Here is a 21,277-nt window from a genome sequence, read left to right as displayed (position 1 = left end):
TGGCGCGCTGGGGAGGATTCGAACCCCCGACCCCTTGATTCGTAGTCAAGTACTCTATCCAACTGAGCTACCAGCGCGTGGAGGTGGCTCTTAACGCCCATGTCACCGCAGCGCAAGGGCGAATTCACCCCAAAGGTTGCGAGGGCAGCCAAATTCTAAATTCAGTGCCCTCAGAGGTACTGCATTCTAAAGTCAGCGCGCCCCCATGCCCGCGCACCAATTCCGCCGCTATGGCAAGTCCTAGACCCGAGCCACCTTTGCGCGCGCCGCCTTGGAAAGGTTTGAACAAATGTTCTAGCGCCTTTTCTGGCAGTCCCGGCCCCGTGTCGCGAATACGAATTTCCCACCCGTCTTCCTTTGGCGCAGCTTGAGCCGAGATACGGATCACGCCTGCGCCCCCTTGTGCTGCAATGGCCTGCCTTGCGTTACGGATAAGGTTACTCAACACGCGGAAAATCTGTTCAGCATCACAGCGCAGGGTCAAACCTGTTTCAACAGAGACATCGAATTCAATCGCCTCTGCATCTGGCCCCAACGTTTCACTTTCCACCACATCGCGCAGCAGCCCCGCGGCATCCACCCGCGCCAAGGCAGGTGGTGGCTCTTGCGCACGGCCAAAGGCCAAGGTGCCTTCGCAAAGATTGACCGCCCGTGACAAAGATTGCAGCAACTTTGGTGCGGTGCGCTGCACGGCAGGATCATCGCTGCCCTCCAAACGATCTGCCATCAGACTGGCTGTGGTCAGGATATTTCGCAAATCATGGCTGATTTTGGCCACAGCCGCACCCATCTGCGCAAGATGATCCTTCTGCTTCAGGGCGGCGGTCAATTGGGTCTGCATCTTGTTCAAAGCGACCTCGGCATCCCGCAACTCATGCAAGCCCGCGCTTGGCGTTATGATGCGGCGGGCATCTTCGGGTGCATCCGCATAGGCGCGCACCTGCCCGACCACGCGGTTCATCGGTGTCACAAGGAAATACCGCACAGAGAAAAATAAAAGCGCCGCCGTGAAAGCAGAAATCACCGCCGACAGGGCAAGGATCCGCAGGCCAAACTCGACCATCGCGGCGCGTAAGGGGGCGCTGTGCATGGTCACCTCGATCTCAAGGCCCGCATCGCGCACAGGCGCGCCAATCACGCGGATTGTGCGATCCGTTTGATCCCAAAGCTGCATCATGGCATCGCGGATCAAACCCAAGGATGGAGGATTGCGCAGATCATAGGTGGTGGCCACAGGTGGGATTTGCGGCGCAGCGAGCACCAGTTCCCGCACCGCGTCCCGCCGCAACACAACGTTTAAAACATCTGCATTGCGCAGCAATTCATCCTCAAGCGCAGGATCAACCATCCCATCATTCGCCAAAAGGGCCAGTGACGCAATTTGCGCCCTCTCAAGGCGCAACAAAAGATAATCCTCACGGAATCGGGCCACCGATGGCACGAAGATCAAAACCTCTGCCAACATTACGAAGCACAGGGTCAAAATCAAAAATCGTCCCGAGAGTGTGTTAAACACGAAACCTTCCCCGCATACCCTCAGCCACATAGATAGTTGTTTTATTGTGGAATTGTAACGCCCCGCGCATATGTTGCGCGATTCTATGCCCATCACAATAAACTTGAGTTAGGTTGCATTTTACCGCGCGCATTTATTGACACGCCGCTTTGCTTTGCGTATGCCGCAGGCCTTATACGGATTCTTTTGGTCGTGTGACTTGCGCGCGTAGGCGCGCGCCGACCAGCAAACTGGAGCAAGCCGATGTCAAAACGGACTTTTCAGCCTTCAAACCTCGTGCGCAAGCGCCGTCATGGCTTCCGCGCACGCATGGCGACCAAAGCAGGCCGCAAGGTTTTGAACGCGCGCCGCGCGCGTGGCCGCAAATCTCTGAGCGCATAAGCGTTTCTCAGGCTTTGAGGGGCAACCCTCAACGCGCCCCTGCCGAGATTTCGTCAGGGGCTTTTTGCATTTGAACGCCAAATCGGGCTTGGATCATGGAAACCTTGCGCAAACGTGCCGATTTCTTACGGGCTGCCAAAGCGGCCCGTGCGCCTGCGCCTGCCTTCTTGCTTCAGGCGCGCAAGCGCGATGCGGCTGAGGGCGTGGATCCAAAGGTGATCCGCGTTGGCTATACCTGCTCTAAAAAGATCGGCAATGCGGTGGCGCGTAACCGCGCAAAGCGCCGCTTGCGTGAAATTGCGCGCGACACACTGGCCCTGCATGGGCAAGCGGGGTGGGACTATGTGTTGGTGGGCCGTCCCGAAGTCACCTTGTTGCATCCTTTTGCGCAAATGCAGGTAGAGTTGGCCGCAGCCTTATCCCGCATCCACGCGCCGCGAAAGCGGGGGGCGTAGATGCGCATATTGGCATGGATCTTATCTTTGCCCATTCGGGCTTATCGGCTGATTTTCAGCCCATGGGTAGGGTTTAACTGCCGCTATCAGCCAACCTGCAGCGCCTATGCGCTTGAGGCGCTTGAGCGACATGGGCCGATCAAAGGCAGCTATCTTTTGCTGCGCCGCATTGGACGCTGCCACCCTCTTGGCGGATCAGGTTACGACCCAGTGCCACCCAAGGGCGGAGATCAAACCCGTTCGAAATAAATGATGACCTCGCCGATGGTCACGCCAAAGCGCTTCATATAGGCACGGTTGAGCAATCGGTCATCACTCAAGAGCCACATCCAGTCATCAAAGCTGACCCGCAGGGTTTCACCTTGCCCCACTGGCAGGTCAATCGTGTAGGCCCAATTAAAGACATCTCCACGCTCCTCGCCCGTTGCGATGCCGATCACCCCGTCAGCCGTTCCTTGCCATCGTTGTTCATCCAGCTTTTCCAAGAGCCAAATACGCTGTTCGGTGCTGCCATCCTCATAAACGAAATCTTCGACCAAACGCAGGGTTTCTCCATCCCATGTCCCGTTGATCTTCACCTCGAAGCGGCGGCGCACCTCGCCCAAGACATCCTGAAACTGACCATAGGCCACAAGATCACCTTGAAAAAATTCTTCTAGGTTCAAGGCGCGGGTGCTGAGATTTGGATCATCAAGCGCAGGTTTGCCCGTGCAGGCCGCCAACATCAAAAGCGCCGCCAATGCCAATTTTTTCATGATGCCCCGTCCTTTTCTGCCTATTTTCGAAGCTAGCGCAAACGAGCAGAAAGCAAGTTTACTTGACGTTTCTGCCTTGCCTCGCCTATGGCAGGCACATCAAAACCGCGTGAAGATGAAGGCCGCACCATGTTGGACGATGCAGAGGATATCCACCCGCTCTTTCACGGCGCGCCCTCAAGCACCGAATTTAAAAAACTGCGCAAGCGGATCATCCGTGAAACTCGCGAGGCGATTGACCGCTACGGGATGATCGAGCGCGGCGCGAAATGGTTGGTCTGTCTGTCGGGTGGCAAAGACAGTTACACGCTTTTGGCAGCCTTGACCGAATTGCAGTGGCGCGGCGTGCTGCCCGTAGAGATTTTGGCCTGCAACTTAGATCAGGGCCAACCTGGATTTCCTGCAACGGTATTGCCAGAGTTTCTCACAAAGATGGGCGTGCCGCATCGGATTGAATATCAAGACACCTATTCAATTGTGATGGATAAAGTGCCGCAAGGCCGCACCTATTGCGCGCTGTGTTCACGATTGCGCCGTGGCAACTTATATCGCATTGCCCGCGAAGAAGGGTGTTCAGCCGTTGTTTTGGGCCACCACCGCGATGACATTCTGGAAACATTTTTCCTCAATCTGTTTCACGGCGGCAAACTGGCCTCAATGCCACCCAAGCTTTTGAATGATGAAGGGGATCTTTTTGTCTATCGTCCGCTGGCCCATGTCAGCGAAGCGGATTGTGAAACCTTCGCCCGCGCGATGAACTATCCCATCATTCCCTGTGATCTGTGCGGATCGCAAGACGGGCTACAACGCCAAGCCATCAAACGCCTCTTGGATGAGTGGGAAGCCCGCGCACCTGGGCGGCGGCAAAAGATTTTCTCGGCCTTAATGAATGCGCGCCCATCGCATCTGCTTGACCCTGAATTATTTGATTTCATCGGCCTGACGCGGCGTGCCGAAAATACGGGACAAGACTAGGCCAGATTGGCGCAGTTCTCGCGATATTCGGCGCAAACCCCTTGACCTTTGCGCCGCTAGCCTATTGAACCCGACTGTCAATAAATCATAGGGCATAGCGCGATCATGGAAGATCAGAACAAGAACCTGATCCTGGCCACGGCCTTGAGCTTTCTCGTCATTTTGGTGTGGTTTCTTCTGTTTCCCCCTGAAGACCCACAGGTAACGCAAACGGACGCGGCAGTCGCATCCGATACGACCGCGCCCGCAGATGCCATTCTGCCGCCGAGCGCAGGGTCAAGCGACCCCGTTCTGATCGGTGCGGAAGAAACACGCGCCGTGGCTTTATCCTCCTCGGCACGCGTGGCGATTGAAACCGATGAATTGCTCGGCTCAATCTCACTCTTGGGCGGGCGGATTGATGACCTATCCCTGAAAAACTACCGTGAAACGATTGATGAAGACGCAAATATCGTGCGCCTTCTATCGCCAGTTGGCGGCCCGAATGCCTATTACGCCCTTTATGGATGGGCGCCCGGCGGCGCGCTTGATTTTGACCAAGTGCCTGGCCCCAACAGCGAATGGCGTTTGGTCGAGGGCGAAACCCTAACGACCACGACCCCCGTTACCCTTGAATGGGATAATGGCAACGGCCTGATTTTCAATCGCGTGATCTCAGTCGATGAGAATTTCATTTTCTCTGTGACGCAATCTGTGCGCAACACCACGGGCGCGCCTGTGCGCTTGGCCCCTTACGGTATCGTGGCCCGCCACGGCCTACCCGCAGATTTGCAGAATTTCTTCATCCTTCACGAAGGTGTTGTTCGTAAAGCAGACGGCACTTTGGACGAGATCGGTTATGAAAAAGTCACCGAATTCGATGTCATGCCCAGCGAAGGCGCGGCGGCAGAATTGGTGGATGTTGCCGAAAACGGCTGGATCGGTTTTACCGATAAATATTGGATGACCACCTTGATCCCCGGCGCGGGTCAGCCCTTTGTGGCCGCAACGCGCCACGTGGCGGGGGCGGACATCTATCAAACAGAAGCGCGGATGCCCGCAGTTGATGTTGCTGCTGGGGCAACGGCCGAAGTCACCACCATGCTCTTTGCAGGGGCGAAGGAATGGGAAACCATCCGCAACTATCAGGACGCAGGCGGGATTGATCGCTTTCTCGACTCGATTGACTGGGGTTGGTTCTATTTCATCACCAAGCCGATGTTCTGGCTGCTGCACAATCTGAATGTGATGATTGGCAATATGGGTCTTGCGATTATCGCCCTGACCTTCATCGTCAAGGCTGTCTTATTCCCGCTTGCCTATAAATCCTATGCCTCCATGGCGCGGATGAAAGAGCTTCAACCAGAGATGGAGAAGCTGAAAGAGCGCGCAGGTGATGACCGCGAAGCCATGCAAAAAGGCATGATGGAGCTGTATAAGAAGAACAAGGTGAACCCCGCTTCGGGCTGCTTGCCGATTTTGCTGCAAATCCCGATTTTCTTCTCGCTCTATAAGGTGATTTTCGTGACGCTAGAATTGCGCCACGCACCGTTCTTTGGCTGGATTCGGGATCTGTCAGCACCTGACACAACCTCGATCTTCAACCTGTTCGGCCTGTTCCCATGGCCAGCGCCAGAGCCAGGCACGATGCTTGCGCTGGTCTTTATCGGGGTTCTGCCCATCCTTTTGGGCATCTCGATGTGGTTGCAGCAAAAGCTGAATCCAGCGCCCACTGACCCAACACAGGCCGCGATTTTCGCGTGGCTGCCCTTTATCTTTATGTTCATGTTGGGCCATTTCGCGACAGGCTTGTTGATTTACTGGATCGTGAACAACACCCTGACCTTTGCGCAGCAATACACGATCATGCGTCACCAAGGGTATAAGCCCGATCTGTTTGGCAATATCCGCGCAAGTTTCAAACGCGGCGGCGCAAAGAACGCTAAGTGAGCATCACACTCGACCAAATATGGCGACACCCGATTAAGGGTATTGGCGCAGAACGTATTTCGGGGGCCTTTATGGCCCCCGATTGCGCTTTGCCGCTTGATCGCGCCTATGCGGTTATTGAAGCGGGGGCTGACCCCTTGCAGGGGCAATGGCAGCCCTGCCGAAATTTCCTGCGCGGCGCAAAGGCCCCTCAGCTTATGGCCATCACGGCTTGCTGTTTGGACAATGGCACAATCCGCCTGTCGCACCCTGATTTGCCCGATCACATATTCGACCCAAAAGGCGACCACAGCGATTTGATTGCATGGCTAGGGGCAATTTATCCGCCCGAACGACCCGCCCCGATGGCGGTGGTCACAGCGCCTAAATCAGGCATGACCGATGCGAATTTTGCCTCGATCTCAATTCTAAATCTTGCCTCACTGCGCGCCTTAGAGGCGCGGGCCGATATGCCACTGGATCCGCGCCGCTTTCGTGGGAATCTTTGGCTTGAGGGTCTAGCCCCTTGGGAAGAGCTTGACCTGATTGGGGCGACCCTCGTGATTGGCGAGGCCCGCCTAAAAATCGTAGAACCAATAACCCGTTGTCGTGCAACTGAAGCAAATCCTGACACAGGGGTAAGGGATGTGCCAACTCTGCAAATATTGCAAAGCGGTTGGGATCACAGCGAATTTGGCGTATACGCTGAAACCACCCAAGCGGGGCATATCGCCCAAGGGGATAAAGTGGAGATTATCTGGTGAGTGCAGCCCTGCCTTTCCCGCTGGCCGAAGATGCCGATGAGATCAGCCTTGAGAAGGGGCGGCTGCTGTTTGCGCGCGGTGCAGATTTTGTCAAAGGCGTTGTTGCCATGGATGGCCTGCCCCCAGCAGATCGGCTTGAAATATGCTTTGCTGGGCGCTCGAATGTTGGGAAATCTTCGCTGATCAATGCGCTGACTGGGCGTAAAAACTTGGCACGGGCCTCAAACACACCCGGACGGACACAAGAGATCAACTTCTTCACACTTGGCGAGAGCCATTATGTGGTCGACTTGCCGGGCTATGGCTATGCAGAAGCGCCTGTTGCGGTGGTCGAGAAATGGCAGAAATTGCTCAAAGCCTATCTGTCAGGCCGCGTCTCATTGCGCCGCGCTTTCGTGCTTATCGACACACGGCATGGGATCAAGGCGGTTGATGACGAGATCATGACCCTGCTTGATCAATCAGCTGTGACCTTTCAGGTCGTGATGACCAAAGCCGACAAGGTAAAAGAAGCTGAACGCGATAAGATTTTGGCCCAAGTGCGCAAGGCGCTGTCAAAACACCCTGCCGCCTATCCCGAGCTCTTGATGACCTCGTCAGAAAAAGGTTGGGGTATTGAAAACCTTCGGGCCTTGATCGCAGGGCTTGCTTGAGAACAGCCACCTTCACAGCCAAGCCTTCCTGCCTTATGGAAGTAATCGAGCGCGCCCAATATGGCGCGGGATCAGTTTGGAACGCCAAAGATGAAGAAGCAGACAGCCAAAATGCGTGATTTTCTCTCGACCGCCCGCACCTTGAACGAAGCCCTGCCTTACTTGCAGCGCTATCACGGGGCGATAGTGGTGATCAAATTGGGCGGTCATGCGATGGGATCGGATGAGGGGATGGCCTCATTCGCGCGCGATGTGATGCTGATGCGCACTGTTGGGGTGAACCCTGTGGTGGTGCATGGCGGCGGGCCAATGATCAATGAGATGCTTGAAAAGCTTGGCGTGACTTCCACCTTCACGCGCGGCAAGCGGGTCACGGATGCCGCCACGATGGATGTTGTGGAAATGGTTCTATCGGGTCAGGTCAATAAGCGGATCGTGCAGGCGATCAACGCCGAAGGCGGGCGCGCAGTTGGTCTGTCGGGCAAAGATGCCTCGATGATCACCTGCACAATGGCCGACCCCGAACTTGGCTTTGTCGGCGAACCCAGCGAGGTAGACACGACCCTTCTCCGGCAACTCTTTGAGGCCGAGATGATCCCTGTGATTGCCCCCATTGGTGCAGATCGTGATGGTCACAGCTATAATATCAATGGCGACACGGCAGCGGGGGCTATTGCCGCCGCCCTGAAGGCAGATCGCCTGCTGCTTTTGACTGATGTGTCGGGCGTCAAAAATGCCGATGGCGAAGTGGTAACCGAATTGAGCGCCGCCGATGTTGAGGCCATGACCGAAAGCGGGGTCATCGCAGGCNAACCGAATTGAGCGCCGCCGATGTTGAGGCCATGACCGAAAGCGGGGTCATCGCAGGCGGAATGATCCCCAAAACCGAAACGGCCCTGTCAGCCGTGCGCGCAGGCGTGCGCGCCGCCGTTATTTTGGACGGGCGCGCGCCCAATGCCTGCCTTTTGGAATTGTTCACGGATCACGGGGCAGGATCAATCATCCGCGCTTAGTTTCGCTTGCGCAGCGCAGAGCAATCAGCGCAGGCTAAAGAATGAACCTAACCGACCTTTCACAAGGCGCGCATGCGCGGCACCTTCGCATTTTGGGGCATTTTGCCCCAGAGGACAGTCACGGCCTAGGCCCTGAGGTAAAAACCGTGGTGCTTTTGGGGCCAGATGAGCCTCGCTTTTGGTCTGCGTTTGAAGACAGCTCCGAATATCGTGATGGCGCCCCTGACCCGATGGATCGCTGGTCTGCGCGGGTCATCGGTGACTGGGCCCGCGAGATTGGGGGGGGAAGCCTATTTTCCCTTTGGTGGCCCACCCTATGCACCATTTTACCAATGGGCTTTGGCGACAGGTGCGGTATGGCCTAGCCCAATAAGGTTGCTCATCCATGCGCAATCGGGATTGTTTGTTTCCTTTCGCGGCGCACTTGGCTTGCCCTATGCAATGCCTCAAGCGCCTGCCCAAGACCGCCCATGCGACAGCTGCACGCACCAACCCTGCCGCAGCGCATGCCCTGTCGCAGCCTTTGACGGATCGGGCTATGATACGATCCGATGCCACGACCATCTGAACACAATGGCGGGGGCAGATTGCATGACCAAGGGCTGCAGGGCGCGGCGCGCCTGCCCGATCTCACAAAACTTTGGACGCGTTGAGGCGCAATCACATTTCCACATGCGGAGCTTTCACCCATGACCCTGACGTTGATCTTAATCCGCCATGCAAAATCAGATTGGGGCGATGCAGGGTTGGATGACCATGACCGCCCCCTCAATGCCCGCGGAATAGAGGATGCACCGCGCGTTGGAACATGGCTTGAGGCGCAGGGGTATAGGCCTGATCATGTGCTTTGCTCGACCGCAACCCGTGCTGTCGATACATGGGCAGCGATTTCCCGATGCCTCAGCGGTGCGGAAATCGAAGTTTCTTATACACGCGCGCTCTATCTCGCGATGCCGCCTGATATGCTGAATGTCATCAGGGCCAGTGAGGGCCACACATTGGCCGTCATCGGGCATAATCCTGGTATTGGGAGCTTAGCGCGCTCTCTGGTGGCGACACAGCCCCAACACGAGAAATTCACCCGCTACCCTACAGCCGCGACCTTGGTCGTGGACTTTAACGCAACATCTTGGGCCAACATAGAAATAGGCGCGGGGGTTGCCCGCGCCTTTATCACACCGCGTGACTTGCCCTAAGCGGGATCAGTGGCCCAAGATTTGGCTCAAGAACAGCTTGGTGCGGTCATTTTGCGGGTTGGTGAAGAACGGCTCAGGCTCGTTTTGCTCAACAATCTGGCCTGCATCCATAAAGATCACGCGATTGGCAACCTGACGGGCAAAGCCCATCTCATGGGTCACACAGAGCATGGTCATACCTTCTTCAGCCAATTGGATCATCGTATCCAAAACTTCCTTGATCATCTCAGGATCAAGTGCCGATGTCGGTTCGTCAAACAGCATGATACGCGGACGCATACAGAGGCTGCGCGCGATGGCCACACGCTGCTGCTGGCCCCCTGACAGCTGCCCTGGATATTTATGCGCTTGATCGGGGATTTTCACCTTCTCAAGGAAATACATTGCCGTTTCTTCGGCCTCTTTCTTGGGCGTCTTGCGCACCCAAATTGGGGCCAATGTGCAGTTTTCCAAAATGGTCAAATGCGGAAACAGGTTGAAATGCTGAAAGCACATCCCGACCTCGGAACGGATTTTGTCAATGTTCTTGAGGTCATTTGACAGCAATGTGCCATCCACAGTGATGGAGCCCTTTTGATGCTCCTCCAATGCATTGATGCAGCGGATCAGCGTAGATTTCCCCGAGCCAGATGGCCCACAGATGACGATACGTTCGCCGCGGTTCACAGTAAGGTTGATGTCCCGCAAAACATGGAACGAACCATACCATTTGTTCATATCGCGAATTTCAACCGCCACCTCATCGGTGACTTTCATCTGCGAACGGTTGATCTCACGATCTTGGATGGAGGGGGTGGCTTCACTCATATCGGCCTCTCCTTAATGACGATCTGTTGCGAGCTTGCGCTCAAGATATTGCGAATAGCGGGACATCGCGTAGCAAAACACAAAGAAGCAAAGCCCGATGAAGATGAACAATTCCCAGTAAATCCCGTTCCATTCGGTCGTGGCGCGGATTGCGTTAGACAGACCGATCGGGTCAAGCAGACCGATGAACACCACGAGAGTTGTGTCTTTGAACAAACCGATAAACGTGTTCACGATGCCCGGAATTGAGATTTTCAAAGCCTGAGGCAGGATGATCAAGCGCATGGATTGCCAGTAATCCAAGCCCAGACTATCTGCCCCCTCATATTGCCCACGAGGCAGGGCGGCCAAACCACCGCGCACAACCTCGGCCATATAGGCAGCGGCAAAGAGCGTGACCATGATAATCACGCGGAGCATCAGGTCAAAATTCGTTCCAGGCGGCAGGAAGTAGTTCAACAAAAGCGATGCCGTGAACAGCCACACAATCAACGGAACGCCGCGGATCACCTCAATAAAGATCACCGAGAATTTGTTGATGATGAACAAATCAGACTGACGCCCAAGCGCAAGCAAAATCCCAAGCGGCAAAGACAGAACAATGCCCGTGATCCCGATGATCAGCGCCAACATGAACCCGCCGAAATCCTTGGATTGGATATTTTCAATTCCAATGGGCAAGATGCCATCGGCCAGTCCCGTTAGTGGGGCAACCCCAAAGCGCCAATAGATCAGCGGCACAAGGATGCTCGCCACAACGCCTGCCAAAGCCCCGAATTGCCGTGTGATCTGGCCATAGGCCAACCATGCCAAAACAAAGCCCAGAGCCGTCAGGATTGGCCCCCAAATCGACCCGCCCCATAACAGCCAGTAGCAAATGAAGGGCGACACGGCCGAGAAGATCGCCAATTTGCGGCCACCAAAGTTGAACATCACAGGCGCAACGGCGATGAAGAACACAATCAAAGCCACAACAGGGCGCCAATATGCATCGGCGGGGTAGAACCCAAAGAGAAGTTGGTTCCAACGCTCGCTCAAGACGGCCCAACAGGCGACATTGCGACCATCGGCGTAAAGCGCATCACGCACCTCACGGCATTCACTCAGTGAATTTGCAGTCCAAATGCCATAGGCAAACCATTGGAAAACATGGCTGACCACCCAATAAATCGCGACCAAAGACAGGATTGTTAGGATTGTATTGAGCGGCCCAGAGAACAGGTTTTCACGCACCCATTTCACCACGCCCGCTTCCGAGACAGGCGGGGCCTGCTCGGGCAGCATCTCGGTGCGCACATAAGAAACGGAGCTATTCGCAGAATTTGCCATCTCAGCGCTCCTTCAACTTAACGGCGTTGTTGTAGACATTCATCACGCTCGAAATGATTAGGGATGTGACCAAGTAAAAGACGCCCAAGAGGAGCATCCCTTCAAGCTCGCGGCCTGTTTGGTTGATCGTGATCCCACCCAAGGTAGACCGCACATCCATATAACCCACAGCAATCGCCAAGGAGGAGTTCTTGGTCAGGTTCAGATATTGCGAAATCAGGGGTGGGATGATCACGCGCAAGGCCTGCGGCAGGATCACCAAATTCATCGTGCGGTTGGGGCGCAAGCCCAAGGCAAAGGCTGCTTCGGTTTGCCCGCGTGATACCGCCAAAATACCTGAGCGCACAATCTCTGCGATGAACGCACCCGTGTAGAGCGACAACGCAAACCACAAGGCAATCAGCGAGTTGCGCACCTGTAGGCCGCCCGTAAAGTTGAACCCACCCAATTCAGGCAACTGCAGCGTGACTGGCCCGCCCAGAATGAAGTAGAAAATAATTGAAGGCACAAAGAACAAAGCCGTAGAAATCCAGAACACAGGCAAGATTTGACCCGTTGCCTCTTGTTTTTTGCGCGCATAGCGGCGGAAAGCCCAAATCGCAAAGAGTGAAGCAAAAAACACCGCCACAAGCAGGGTTGAGCCCTCACCCCAAATCGGACGCGGGATAAAGATACCGCGATTTGTAATCGCGATACTGTCGAACAGGATCATGGACGCATCCCCGCCTTCGCGGAAATCGCGCGGCTGTGGGGTGGCTTCGGTCATGACGGCGAAGATCACAAGGATCCACAACAGCAACGGCACATTGCGGAACCCTTCCACATAAACCGTCATCAAACGCGCTACGATCCAGTTTTTCGAAAGACGCAAAACGCCTGCTATCACGCCAATTATCGTGGCAAGAATACAGCCCAGAAAGGCGACAAGCAGCGTGTTCAAGATCCCAATAATCGCAGCACGGCCATGGGTGCTGTCGTTGGAATATTCGATCAAGCGCTGGTTGATATCATAGCCCGCGCGCGACCCTAGAAAGCCAAAATCAAAATCTTTGCCAAGCGCGGACAGGTTTTGAACCGTGTTCCAGCCAAGCTGCCAAAGAAAAGCCATGATCATAATGAAAGCGAATACTTGGATCGTCATTGAGCGATAACGACGATCATAAATCAACTGACCCAAGCGGAAGGGTTCAGAACTTGGATCCGGTATCGAGGCCATGGCGGAATCCTGTCATTATATCAGCGTAAAAAAGTTTCAGTGCGGCACAAACGGGTCGCAACACTTTCAGCGTAATTTTGGATATTAGAATAGAAGAAGGGCGCGGGAATGCCGCGCCCAACTTCCGTTCAGACCTTAGCGGAATGGTGGGGAGTAGAGCAGGCCACCATCAGTCCACTGCGCGTTCAAGCCGCGTGCCAGACCGATTGGGGTGCTTTCGCCCAAGAAACGCTCAAAGATCTCGCCATAGTTACCACCAGCAGAGATCGCGTTAACCGCCCAGTTTGCCTCCAGACCGAGCATCGCGCCGAGGTCGCCCTCAGTGCCAAGAATACGGTTGATTTCTGGGTTCTGACCAGGTGCAGCAGCCAATTCAGCGATGTTTGCCGAAGTGATGCCCAGCTCTTCAGCTGCGATCAAAGCGTTCAAAGACCAGCGAACGATGTCGCCCCACTCGTTGTCGCCGTGGCGAACAAGCGGCCCGAGAGGCTCTTTGGAGATGATTTCAGGCAGAAGAACGTGGTCGCCTGGGTTCTCGAAGGTCGCGCGGGTTGCCGCAAGGCCAGACGCGTCTGTGGTGTAAACGTCACAGGCGTTTGCGAGATACTGCTGCTGTGCTTCCGCGTTTGTTTCGATAGGCACGGGCTCGTAGCTCATGTTGTTCGAAGCAAAGAAGTCAGCCAAGTTCAACTCGGTGGTTGTGCCAGTCTGGATACATACGGTTGCACCGTCCAACTCAAGCGCGGAAGACACGCCCAAGGATGCAGGAACCATAAAGCCCTGACCGTCATAGTAGTTCACGCCCACGAATTCGAACTTCAGATCAACGTCACGGCTGAAGGTCCATGTGGTGTTACGTGCCAACATATCAACTTGGCCAGAGGCCAACGCGGTGAAGCGGGTCTGACCAGTGGTTGGAACGAACTCAACCGCCATTGGGTCGCCGAATACGGCGGCTGCAACGGCACGGCATACCGCAACGTCAAAACCTTCCCAAACGCCGCTGGCATTTGGTTCTGCGAAGCCTGTGAGACCTGTGGTCACACCACAGTTCAGGCTGCCACGAGCTTTGACCTCATCAAGGGTCGACGCTTGGGACATACCCGCAGCCATACCAGCAACTGCCAGCGTAGCTAGGACTACAGATTTTTTCATGTTTACCTCTTCCTATTGGACCGCCCTTTTGGGCTGTTTCCTCAATGGCCGTAAGACCACCTTCATGTCAGTGGCCCGCAGAAGCGAGCCAATGCCGCTTAATTGGGCAAATATACCGCCCAAGGTCAAGGCTTGAAGCTAGGTTTACGAAACGTAAAGCCTAACTTTATAGCAGCCGTTCGAGGGATGCTTGCTGCTTATGCAGATTACATATTCATTAAAAAACAAGGCCTCAACCTGCCCCAAGGGCCTCGTGCCCGCCTGCAAGTCTGTAAAAATGTGCTGCGTGAAGAAAAGCTTCCTTTTTCTTCGCGGCCACATCCAAGGCTTCTTCGTCTTCGCCCCAAAGCTCTGCCTGAAAATTTTCATCGATTCGCGACAGATTCCATGCTTCTTGCGGCGAGAACTGCCCTTTCGCCACAGCAAGCCCCAATAGGGCTGAGCCAGAGATAGAAATCAGGTCATGCAATGCGGTCAAAGAAAAATTATCAAACTGCGAGAGAAGTTGATGCACCCGATCAAGGCTATCTTGCGGTTGCGGCACGGGCAAAACGCCGATTGTGACAATCAAGGGCGCGTTCAACTCGCTTGCAGCCCAGTCCAAAACGGGTCGCCATCCCGCTTCTTGGCGTGTGGCCAATTCCTGTGGGTGATCAGCCCTGTGACAGAGTAAATCTGTCTCAGCATAGGCCGCTAGCATCGCCACAACCTCTGGCTTTTGTGCGCTGACCTTATCAATCGCGGCATTTGCCGACCGTGTGACAGGCATGGTGAGGGGATTGATCTCTTCGGCTTGGGCCATCCATTCTGCTGCAATCGCCTCGGCCATAGTTTGGGTTGGCAAAATCAGCGGCGCCTTCAGCGGTGTTTTGACCGCCCGTGTGTCCAAGTGAACCGTATAGCCACCTTCCACCGTTTCAACGCTGGCAGATGTCCAAAAACGGCGGGCTTTCCATTCGCTCATGTCAGGCTCCAAATTCGTTCAAGGGCAGCGGGCAATTCGCCAAAGCGCCGCAAAATGGGGTCGGCCCCAGACTGCCGCAAATCCTCTACGCTGTGATACCCCCAAGAGACGCCAATAGCCTGTGCGCCAGCAGCCTTCGCCATTTCGACATCATAGGTCGTGTCACCGATCACCACGGCCCGCGCGGCGGGCACATCACATTCGAACAAACAAGCCTTCACCATCGCGGGATGTGGCTTTGAGGGGTGATCATCGGCGACCTGAACGGAGGCAAAATAGGGTCGCAGCCCATGTTGATCCAAAATATGTTCCATCCCCCGCCGTGACTTGCCAGTCGCAATAGCCAAAACAAAGCGCGGGTCAGCCTGCAGTGTCTCTAGAACTGACATCGCCCCCTCAAACAACGGCGATAAGGCCGCGCCATCCGCGCTGAGGCGCAATGATTGAAAAGCCGCCTTATACCCTTCGACCAAATCAGCGCGCATCTCGGCACTATGATCAGGCGCAAGGCGCAGCATGGCCACCGGTAGCGATAGGCCTACAATTGACAAGGTCTGCGCACGGCTTGGCGCAGGCAAATCCAGGCCGCTAAATGCCGCCTCCATCGAAGCTACAATATGTGCCTGACTGTCGATTAACGTGCCATCGACATCGAAAATGATCAGATAAGGCGCAGTCATCCGAGCTCGTCATAAAACGGGTCAACGGGCACATCTTCGGCGCGCCAGTCGAACAAATCCCATGTGCGGGCCATGTGATCAGGCAAGGCTGCGGTTAGCGTGAGATCCCGTTTGGAGAAAGGATGACGGAATTTCAGATAGCGCGCGTGAAGATGCAGCTTGCGGCTGATTTCACCCCCCAATTGCGCGCCCCATCCATCGCCCAAATTTTCCTGACTGCTGCCGCCATATTTGCCATCCCCCACGATCGGGTGGCCAAGTTCTGCGATATGGGCGCGCAATTGATGGGTGCGACCAGTAATCGGCACCATCGCCACCCATGACACCCGCCCCCCAAGCGCAGAGAGCGTTGCATAATCTGTCTCGGCCCGCTTGGCCCCATCGGTGGTGGCGATTTCAGATGGATGAAGGCAGCGCATCTTTTCGCCTTCGCCCCCTTTGCCATGGCCTGCAGCCTTTACCAGTCCAAACTTGATTTTGCCCATTCGGGGCAAAGGCGCGCCTGCAACGGCGGCCCAGTAAATCTTGCGCGTCTCACGATGGCGAAAGGCATCGGTGAGGGCCTGCGCGGCTTGCCTGCTGCGCGCCAAAAGCAAAACGCCCGATGTGTCCTTATCCAAGCGATGAACAAGGCGCGGCTTATCCTCACCCTCGCGCGCGAGACAGGCCGCCAACGCATCAACGTGCCGCGCCCCTTGCCCGCTGCCGCCTTGCGTGGGCAAGCCTGCGGGTTTGTTAATCGCGATCAGATGATCGTCTTGATAGATGACCGCGCGGCGCATCATCGCGGCATCCGCGTCCGAGATGGCCGATTTCTGCACCCGCGGCGCGCCAAGCGCATCTCCGGGCATTGGGTCAGGCAAGGGGGGGATGCGCACCTCCTGCCCAGATTGCAGGCGTGTGGCGGGTTTCACGCGCCCGCCATCGACACGGATTTCACCTTTGCGGCACATCTTCTCAATGCGGCCTTGCGGGATATGCGGGAAAAGCCGGCGGAACCACCGATCAAGCCGCTGATCCGCATCTGAATCCGCGACAGCCAAAACCTGAACACCCGTCATGGCAGCGCCACCCGTGTCAGCAGTAACCCCACGAAAATCGCAACGATAGAGAGGATGACCGAGCCCAGAATATAGGCCGCCGCCAACCCTAAATCGCCCCGCTCATAAAGCGTGATGACCTCAAGCGAAAAGGAAGAAAATGTTGTAAACCCGCCCAAGATCCCCGTCATGACGAAAGGGGATAAATGGGTCAGCCCGCGCTGTGCGGCAAGGCCCACAAAAAGACCCATCAATAAAGAGCCAAGAATATTGACCGAGATCACCCCAACAGGAAACGCGGTCTGCCCAAGCGCACGATGTAGACCCACGCCAACGAGATAGCGCAGCGATGCACCAATCGCGCCCCCAAGGGCCACCTGAAAAACTGTCCAAATCATGGGTGGCTCTTTCTGCCCCTGCCTGTCTGTTGTCAACCAAAAGCCGCGGCACGGGTCACTCATCGCGGTTTCGGTCGCGCCTAAGCTTCGCAAAATATGCTACCCGCTTTCCAAGATCGCGCTCAAACCCACGTTCCACAGGTTCATAGAAACTGGGGCGCGTGATTGTATCGGGAAAGTAATTCTGCCCAGAAAACCCATCTTCTGCATCGTGATCATAGGCATAGCCTGCGCCATAGCCCTGCTCTTTCATCAGCTTGGTCGGGGCGTTTAAGATATGCTTCGGAGGGGCAAGTGACCCTGTCTGCGCCGCCAATTTACGCGCGGCCTTATAGGCGACATAGGCGGCATTCGATTTTGGCGCGAGGGCCAGATAAATCACAGCATTGGCCAAGGCCAGCTCACCCTCGGGCGACCCCAAACTCTCGTAGCTTTGCCACGCGGCCAAACACACCTGCTGCGCCTGTGGGTCAGCAAGGGCAATATCCTCTACCGCCATACGCGTCAGACGGCGCGCCAAGAACCGCGGGTCTTCGCCCCCCTCCAACATGCGCGAGAACCAATAGAGAGCCGCATCTGGATCAGACCCGCGAATGGATTTGTGCAAAGCAGAAATCAGGTTGTAATGGCCATCGCCCGACTTGTCATATTGCGCAGCGCGGCGCTGTAGCCGCGCAGAGAGCGTTGCTGCGGACACCCCCGCATGGTCGGGCCATGCAGCCACCTGTTCGATGAGGTTTAACATGGCACGCCCGTCCCCATCGGCCATTGCAATGAGTGCCGCTTGAGTTTCTTCAGGCAAGGCCAAATCGCGCGCCAATTCGCGCTCAGCCCGTGCCAAAAGGGCGCGCAGGTCGCCCTCGCTGAGGCGGTTCAAGGTGAGAACCTGCGCGCGGGACAGCACAGCGGAATTGATCTCGAAACTGGGGTTCTCGGTCGTGGCCCCCACTAATAAGATTGTGCCATCCTCCATCAGGGGCAAAAAACTATCTTGTTGGGCTTTGTTAAAGCGGTGGATTTCATCCACGAATAAAAGCGTGCCCTGCCCCGCTTTGCGGCGCAGCTTTGCGGCATCGAATGTTTTGCGCAGCTCTGCCACGCCAGAAAAAATCGCGCTGATTTGTTCAAAGTGGAAATCCGTCTCGCGCGCCAAAAGCCGTGCAAGCGTGGTCTTTCCCACACCAGGTGGCCCCCAGAAAACCAACGAGGACAGCGCCCCGGCATCCAACATCAACCGCAAACTGCCCTCAGGCCCTAGCAAATGCTGCTGACCAATCACATCCTTCAACTCGGACGGGCGCACACGATCTGCCAAGGGGCGCATAGCCTGCGCCTTTGGGGAGGGGTCTGGATCAGATTGAAAGAGATCACTCATGGCCAAAGCCTAGCCTTTGCAGGGGCAGAGGAAAATCCCCCATGCGCGGTCGCACAAAAAGAAAACCCCCCGCGATTGGCGCGAGGGGTTTTCAAAACTATTCGCAAAAGGGGTGTGCTTATTCAGCAGCCGCTTCTTCTGCAGCAAGGCGCGCACGGTCTGCGGCACCTTTTGCTTCGGGATCACGATCCACGAATTCGATGATGGCCATTGGCGCCATATCACCATAGCGGAAACCCGCCTTGAGAACGCGCACATAGCCGCCCTGACGCTCCGCATAGCGGGGGCCAAGAACTTCGAACAATTTCTTTACATGGGCGTCTTGCTTCAGCGCAGCAGCCGCTTGACGGCGTGCGTGCAAGTCACCGCGCTTGCCCAATGTGATCAGCTTCTCAACCACACGGCGCAGGTCTTTCGCCTTAGGCAGGGTGGTTTTGATCTGCTCATGCTCAATCAATGAGCCAGCAAGGTTCGAGAACATCGCTTTGCGGTGTTCATGGGTTCTGTTCAGACGGCGATAGCCAGATCCGTGACGCATGGTTAAATCTCCTTCATTTCATGCTTTGTCCGAGAGCCGTGCGTTGCGTCTCTCTCCTTATTGGGGCGGGATGCCCGGGGGGTGCGAGAGGCGCGCATCACACGCGCCCCTTGCGAAATCAAAAATTGTCTTCGTATTTCTTGGCCAGCTCTTCGATATTGTCTGGCGGCCAATCAACGATATCCATTCCCAAATGCAGACCCATGCCAGACAGCACTTCCTTGATCTCGTTCAAGGATTTGCGGCCAAAGTTTGGCGTGCGCAGCATCTCGGCTTCGGTTTTCTGAATCAGATCACCGATATAGACGATGTTGTCGTTCTTCAGGCAGTTTGCAGAGCGAACCGACAATTCCAACTCGTCCACCTTCTTGAGAAGCAGTGGGTTGAATTCGAGATCATCATCATCATCCTGACGACCTGCGGCTTCTGGCTCGTCAAAGTTGACGAAGATCTGCAATTGATCCTGCAAAATACGTGCAGCATAGGCCAAGGCATCCTCAGGGGTGACCGAGCCATCTGTTTCGACTTTGACAGTCAGTTTGTCATAATCGAGAACCTGACCTTCACGGGTCGGCTGCACGTCATAGGATACTTTCTTGACGGGCGAATAGATCGCGTCAATCGGGATCAGACCAATTGGCGCATCTTCTGGGCGGTTTTTGTCTGCAGAGACATAGCCTTTGCCCGTGTTCACCGTCAGTTCCATGAAGAAATCCGCGCCGTCATCCAAGTGACAGATCACGTGATCCTTGTTCAGAACTTCGATACCTGCGCTTTCGGAAATGTCGCCTGCGGTGACAACCTTAGGCCCTTTTGCGGTCACGGAAAGGCGCTTTGGCCCCTCAACTTCCATGCGCAAGGCCACGCCTTTGAGGTTGAGAACGATATCCGTTACATCCTCGCGCACACCAGCGACCGAGGAAAACTCGTGCAAGACGTTGTCGATCTGCACAGAGGTAATGGCCGCGCCTTGCAGCGAGCTCATCAAAACGCGGCGAAGCGCGTTGCCAAGCGTCAGACCAAAGCCACGCTCAAGCGGCTCGGCAATCGCTGTTGCCTTGCGCGCAGGGTCGGTGCCAGGGTTTACAACCAGCTGGGTTGGCTTGATCAGTTCTTGCCAATTCTTATGGATCATTGTGGAGCCTCCATTCCTGTCGCTGACCGATCCAAGGCCAGAGACGCTCGAGGATCAAATAACCACTCAGGCCGCGTGACGCGCACGCGGCCCAAGAAAAATCGCACTTGTCACACGCGGCGACGCTTTGGCGGGCGGCAGCCATTGTGCGCGATTGGGGTCACGTCACGAATAGACGTGATCTGAAACCCAACAGCGGCCAAAGCACGAAGTGCGGATTCACGACCAGAGCCTGGCCCCTGCACTTCGACTTCGAGTGTTTTAACACCATGTTCCTGTGCCTTGCGGCCCGCATCTTCTGCGGCCATCTGCGCGGCATAGGGGGTGGATTTACGGCTGCCCTTGAACCCCATCGTGCCAGCAGACGACCAAGAGATCGCATTGCCCTGCACGTCAGAGATCAGGATTTTTGTGTTGTTGAACGAGCTGTTCACATGCGCCACACCAGCGGCGATGTTTTTACGTTCTTTGCGTTTTACGCGGGTCTTATCACGAGCCATTTATCTGCCTCCCCTTACTTCTTCTTACCCGCGATTGCCTTTGCAGGCCCCTTACGGGTTCGCGCGTTGGTGTGGGTGCGCTGACCGCGCACAGGCAGGTTGCGGCGATGACGGAGGCCACGATAGCACCCCAAATCCATCAAACGCTTTACGTTCATCTGAACTTCACGGCGCAAGTCACCTTCTACGGTGAAGTTCGCATCGATATGTTCACGAATTTTCAAGACTTCGGCGTCAGACAATTCATTCACGCGGCGCGCAGGGTCGATCCCTACGGCTTCGCAGATTGAATATGCGGATGATTGGCCAATGCCAGTGATATATGTCAGCGCAATAGGAACGCGCTTGGCTGTGGGGATGTTGACCCCTGCGATACGTGCCACTTATCTTTCCTCTCGTTGCGGTTCCGTAGCCCCAGAACCTTTTTTCACAACCAAAAGGTCTTGCTGCAAAAAAGCCGCAAGACCTTTTTCGATTTACCGGGCGGCATCCGCCCGATGATTCCCTTAATGGGAAGCCTGCGC

The 21,277-nt window shown here is 55.6% G+C and carries 25 protein-coding genes, 1 tRNA gene and 1 pseudogene; 11 read left to right on the top strand and 16 right to left on the bottom strand.

The window, feature by feature from the left end:
* Positions 1–77 (bottom strand) — tRNA-Arg (locus RYZ18_RS13790).
* 47 nt (positions 78–124) lie between these two features.
* Positions 125–1,516, bottom strand: coding sequence for a HAMP domain-containing sensor histidine kinase (locus RYZ18_RS13785; RefSeq protein ID WP_317657450.1), 1,392 nt, complete (start codon positions 1,514–1,516; stop codon positions 125–127).
* A gap of 243 nt (positions 1,517–1,759) precedes the next feature.
* On the opposite strand from RYZ18_RS13785, the gene rpmH reads away from it, so the two are divergent.
* The 3 genes from rpmH (at position 1,760) to yidD (ending at position 2,601) form a co-directional block, all read left to right on the top strand.
* Complete coding sequence (rpmH, locus tag RYZ18_RS13780) at positions 1,760–1,897, top strand: 50S ribosomal protein L34 (RefSeq protein WP_317657449.1); 138 nt, start codon at positions 1,760–1,762, stop codon at positions 1,895–1,897.
* Positions 1,898–1,992: 95 nt separating this feature from the next.
* Positions 1,993–2,352, top strand: a complete 360-nt coding sequence (gene rnpA, locus RYZ18_RS13775; RefSeq protein ID WP_317657448.1) for a ribonuclease P protein component — start codon at positions 1,993–1,995, stop codon at positions 2,350–2,352.
* Positions 2,353–2,601, top strand: coding sequence for a membrane protein insertion efficiency factor YidD (gene yidD / locus RYZ18_RS13770; protein WP_317657447.1), 249 nt, complete (start codon positions 2,353–2,355; stop codon positions 2,599–2,601).
* On the opposite strand, the gene RYZ18_RS13765 is transcribed toward yidD, so the two are convergent.
* Positions 2,583–3,107, bottom strand: a complete 525-nt coding sequence (locus tag RYZ18_RS13765; protein ID WP_317657446.1) for a DUF3833 domain-containing protein — start codon at positions 3,105–3,107, stop codon at positions 2,583–2,585. The genes yidD and RYZ18_RS13765 overlap by 19 nt on opposite strands.
* A 129-nt stretch (positions 3,108–3,236) precedes the next feature.
* Here RYZ18_RS13765 and ttcA point away from each other — a divergent pair, with 129 nt between their 5' ends.
* The 8 genes and pseudogenes from ttcA to RYZ18_RS13725 all read left to right on the top strand — a co-directional run bounded on the left by ttcA (position 3,237) and on the right by RYZ18_RS13725 (position 9,616).
* Positions 3,237–4,082, top strand: coding sequence for a tRNA 2-thiocytidine(32) synthetase TtcA (gene ttcA / locus RYZ18_RS13760; RefSeq protein WP_317657451.1), 846 nt, complete (start codon positions 3,237–3,239; stop codon positions 4,080–4,082).
* A 105-nt stretch (positions 4,083–4,187) separates the two neighbouring features.
* Entirely contained in the window at positions 4,188–6,011 is a 1,824-nt protein-coding gene (gene yidC / locus RYZ18_RS13755) for a membrane protein insertase YidC (RefSeq protein ID WP_317657445.1), read from the top strand.
* Entirely contained in the window at positions 6,008–6,754 is a 747-nt protein-coding gene (locus tag RYZ18_RS13750; protein WP_317657444.1) for an MOSC domain-containing protein, read from the top strand. The genes yidC and RYZ18_RS13750 overlap by 4 nt, the downstream gene beginning before the upstream one ends.
* Positions 6,751–7,407, top strand: coding sequence for a ribosome biogenesis GTP-binding protein YihA/YsxC (yihA, locus tag RYZ18_RS13745; protein WP_317657443.1), 657 nt, complete (start codon positions 6,751–6,753; stop codon positions 7,405–7,407). The genes RYZ18_RS13750 and yihA overlap by 4 nt, the downstream gene beginning before the upstream one ends.
* 90 nt (positions 7,408–7,497) lie before the next feature.
* Positions 7,498–8,420: pseudogene (gene argB / locus RYZ18_RS13740) on the top strand (acetylglutamate kinase).
* Positions 8,421–8,461: 41 nt separating this feature from the next.
* Positions 8,462–8,785 carry a hypothetical protein gene (locus RYZ18_RS13735; protein ID WP_317657442.1) on the top strand — a complete coding sequence of 108 codons (324 nt, stop codon included), beginning with the start codon at positions 8,462–8,464 and terminating at the stop codon, positions 8,783–8,785.
* A 71-nt stretch (positions 8,786–8,856) separates the two neighbouring features.
* On the top strand, positions 8,857–8,988 hold the full coding sequence (locus RYZ18_RS13730; RefSeq protein ID WP_317657441.1) for a hypothetical protein: 132 nt from the start codon (positions 8,857–8,859) through the stop codon (positions 8,986–8,988).
* A 121-nt stretch (positions 8,989–9,109) separates the two neighbouring features.
* Positions 9,110–9,616: a SixA phosphatase family protein gene (locus tag RYZ18_RS13725; protein ID WP_317657440.1), complete on the top strand. Its 507-nt coding sequence runs from the start codon at positions 9,110–9,112 to the stop codon at positions 9,614–9,616.
* A gap of 6 nt (positions 9,617–9,622) precedes the next feature.
* Here the strand turns inward: RYZ18_RS13725 and RYZ18_RS13720 are convergent, their stop codons facing one another.
* The 13 genes from RYZ18_RS13720 to rpsM all read right to left on the bottom strand — a co-directional run bounded on the left by RYZ18_RS13720 (position 9,623) and on the right by rpsM (position 21,136).
* Entirely contained in the window at positions 9,623–10,423 is an 801-nt protein-coding gene (locus RYZ18_RS13720; protein ID WP_317657439.1) for an amino acid ABC transporter ATP-binding protein, read from the bottom strand.
* Between the two features lie 12 nt (positions 10,424–10,435).
* Positions 10,436–11,752, bottom strand: coding sequence for an amino acid ABC transporter permease (locus RYZ18_RS13715; protein ID WP_317657438.1), 1,317 nt, complete (start codon positions 11,750–11,752; stop codon positions 10,436–10,438).
* 1 nt (position 11,753) lies between these two features.
* Positions 11,754–12,968: an amino acid ABC transporter permease gene (locus RYZ18_RS13710; protein ID WP_317657437.1), complete on the bottom strand. Its 1,215-nt coding sequence runs from the start codon at positions 12,966–12,968 to the stop codon at positions 11,754–11,756.
* 135 nt (positions 12,969–13,103) lie between these two features.
* Positions 13,104–14,123: an amino acid ABC transporter substrate-binding protein gene (locus RYZ18_RS13705; protein WP_317657436.1), complete on the bottom strand. Its 1,020-nt coding sequence runs from the start codon at positions 14,121–14,123 to the stop codon at positions 13,104–13,106.
* A gap of 232 nt (positions 14,124–14,355) precedes the next feature.
* The gene (locus tag RYZ18_RS13700) at positions 14,356–15,087 is read right to left on the bottom strand and encodes an ATP12 family chaperone protein (RefSeq protein ID WP_317657435.1); all 732 of its coding nucleotides are present in this window, start codon (positions 15,085–15,087) and stop codon (positions 14,356–14,358) included.
* Positions 15,084–15,767, bottom strand: coding sequence for an HAD-IA family hydrolase (locus RYZ18_RS13695; protein ID WP_317657434.1), 684 nt, complete (start codon positions 15,765–15,767; stop codon positions 15,084–15,086). The genes RYZ18_RS13700 and RYZ18_RS13695 overlap by 4 nt, the downstream gene beginning before the upstream one ends.
* Positions 15,764–16,828, bottom strand: coding sequence for an RluA family pseudouridine synthase (locus tag RYZ18_RS13690; RefSeq protein ID WP_317657433.1), 1,065 nt, complete (start codon positions 16,826–16,828; stop codon positions 15,764–15,766). The genes RYZ18_RS13695 and RYZ18_RS13690 overlap by 4 nt, the downstream gene beginning before the upstream one ends.
* Entirely contained in the window at positions 16,825–17,205 is a 381-nt protein-coding gene (crcB, locus tag RYZ18_RS13685; RefSeq protein ID WP_317657432.1) for a fluoride efflux transporter CrcB, read from the bottom strand. The genes RYZ18_RS13690 and crcB overlap by 4 nt, the downstream gene beginning before the upstream one ends.
* A gap of 55 nt (positions 17,206–17,260) precedes the next feature.
* Positions 17,261–18,580 (bottom strand): replication-associated recombination protein A, encoded by a 1,320-nt coding sequence (locus RYZ18_RS13680; RefSeq protein WP_317657431.1) that lies wholly within the window; start codon positions 18,578–18,580, stop codon positions 17,261–17,263.
* Positions 18,581–18,698: 118 nt separating this feature from the next.
* On the bottom strand, positions 18,699–19,118 hold the full coding sequence (gene rplQ / locus RYZ18_RS13675; protein WP_317657430.1) for a 50S ribosomal protein L17: 420 nt from the start codon (positions 19,116–19,118) through the stop codon (positions 18,699–18,701).
* A gap of 118 nt (positions 19,119–19,236) precedes the next feature.
* Positions 19,237–20,253, bottom strand: coding sequence for a DNA-directed RNA polymerase subunit alpha (locus RYZ18_RS13670; protein ID WP_317657429.1), 1,017 nt, complete (start codon positions 20,251–20,253; stop codon positions 19,237–19,239).
* A 110-nt stretch (positions 20,254–20,363) separates the two neighbouring features.
* A complete protein-coding gene (rpsK, locus tag RYZ18_RS13665) occupies positions 20,364–20,753 on the bottom strand; it encodes a 30S ribosomal protein S11 (protein WP_317657428.1) in 390 nt (129 codons plus the stop codon).
* Between the two features lie 14 nt (positions 20,754–20,767).
* The gene (rpsM, locus tag RYZ18_RS13660) at positions 20,768–21,136 is read right to left on the bottom strand and encodes a 30S ribosomal protein S13 (protein ID WP_317657427.1); all 369 of its coding nucleotides are present in this window, start codon (positions 21,134–21,136) and stop codon (positions 20,768–20,770) included.
* Positions 21,137–21,277 lie beyond the last annotated feature (141 nt).

The organism is Roseovarius sp. 10 (assembly GCF_033100315.1).
In the GTDB taxonomy this organism is placed as follows: Bacteria; Pseudomonadota; Alphaproteobacteria; order Rhodobacterales; family Rhodobacteraceae; genus M30B80.
This window is presented reverse-complemented; position numbering and strand designations above follow the sequence as displayed.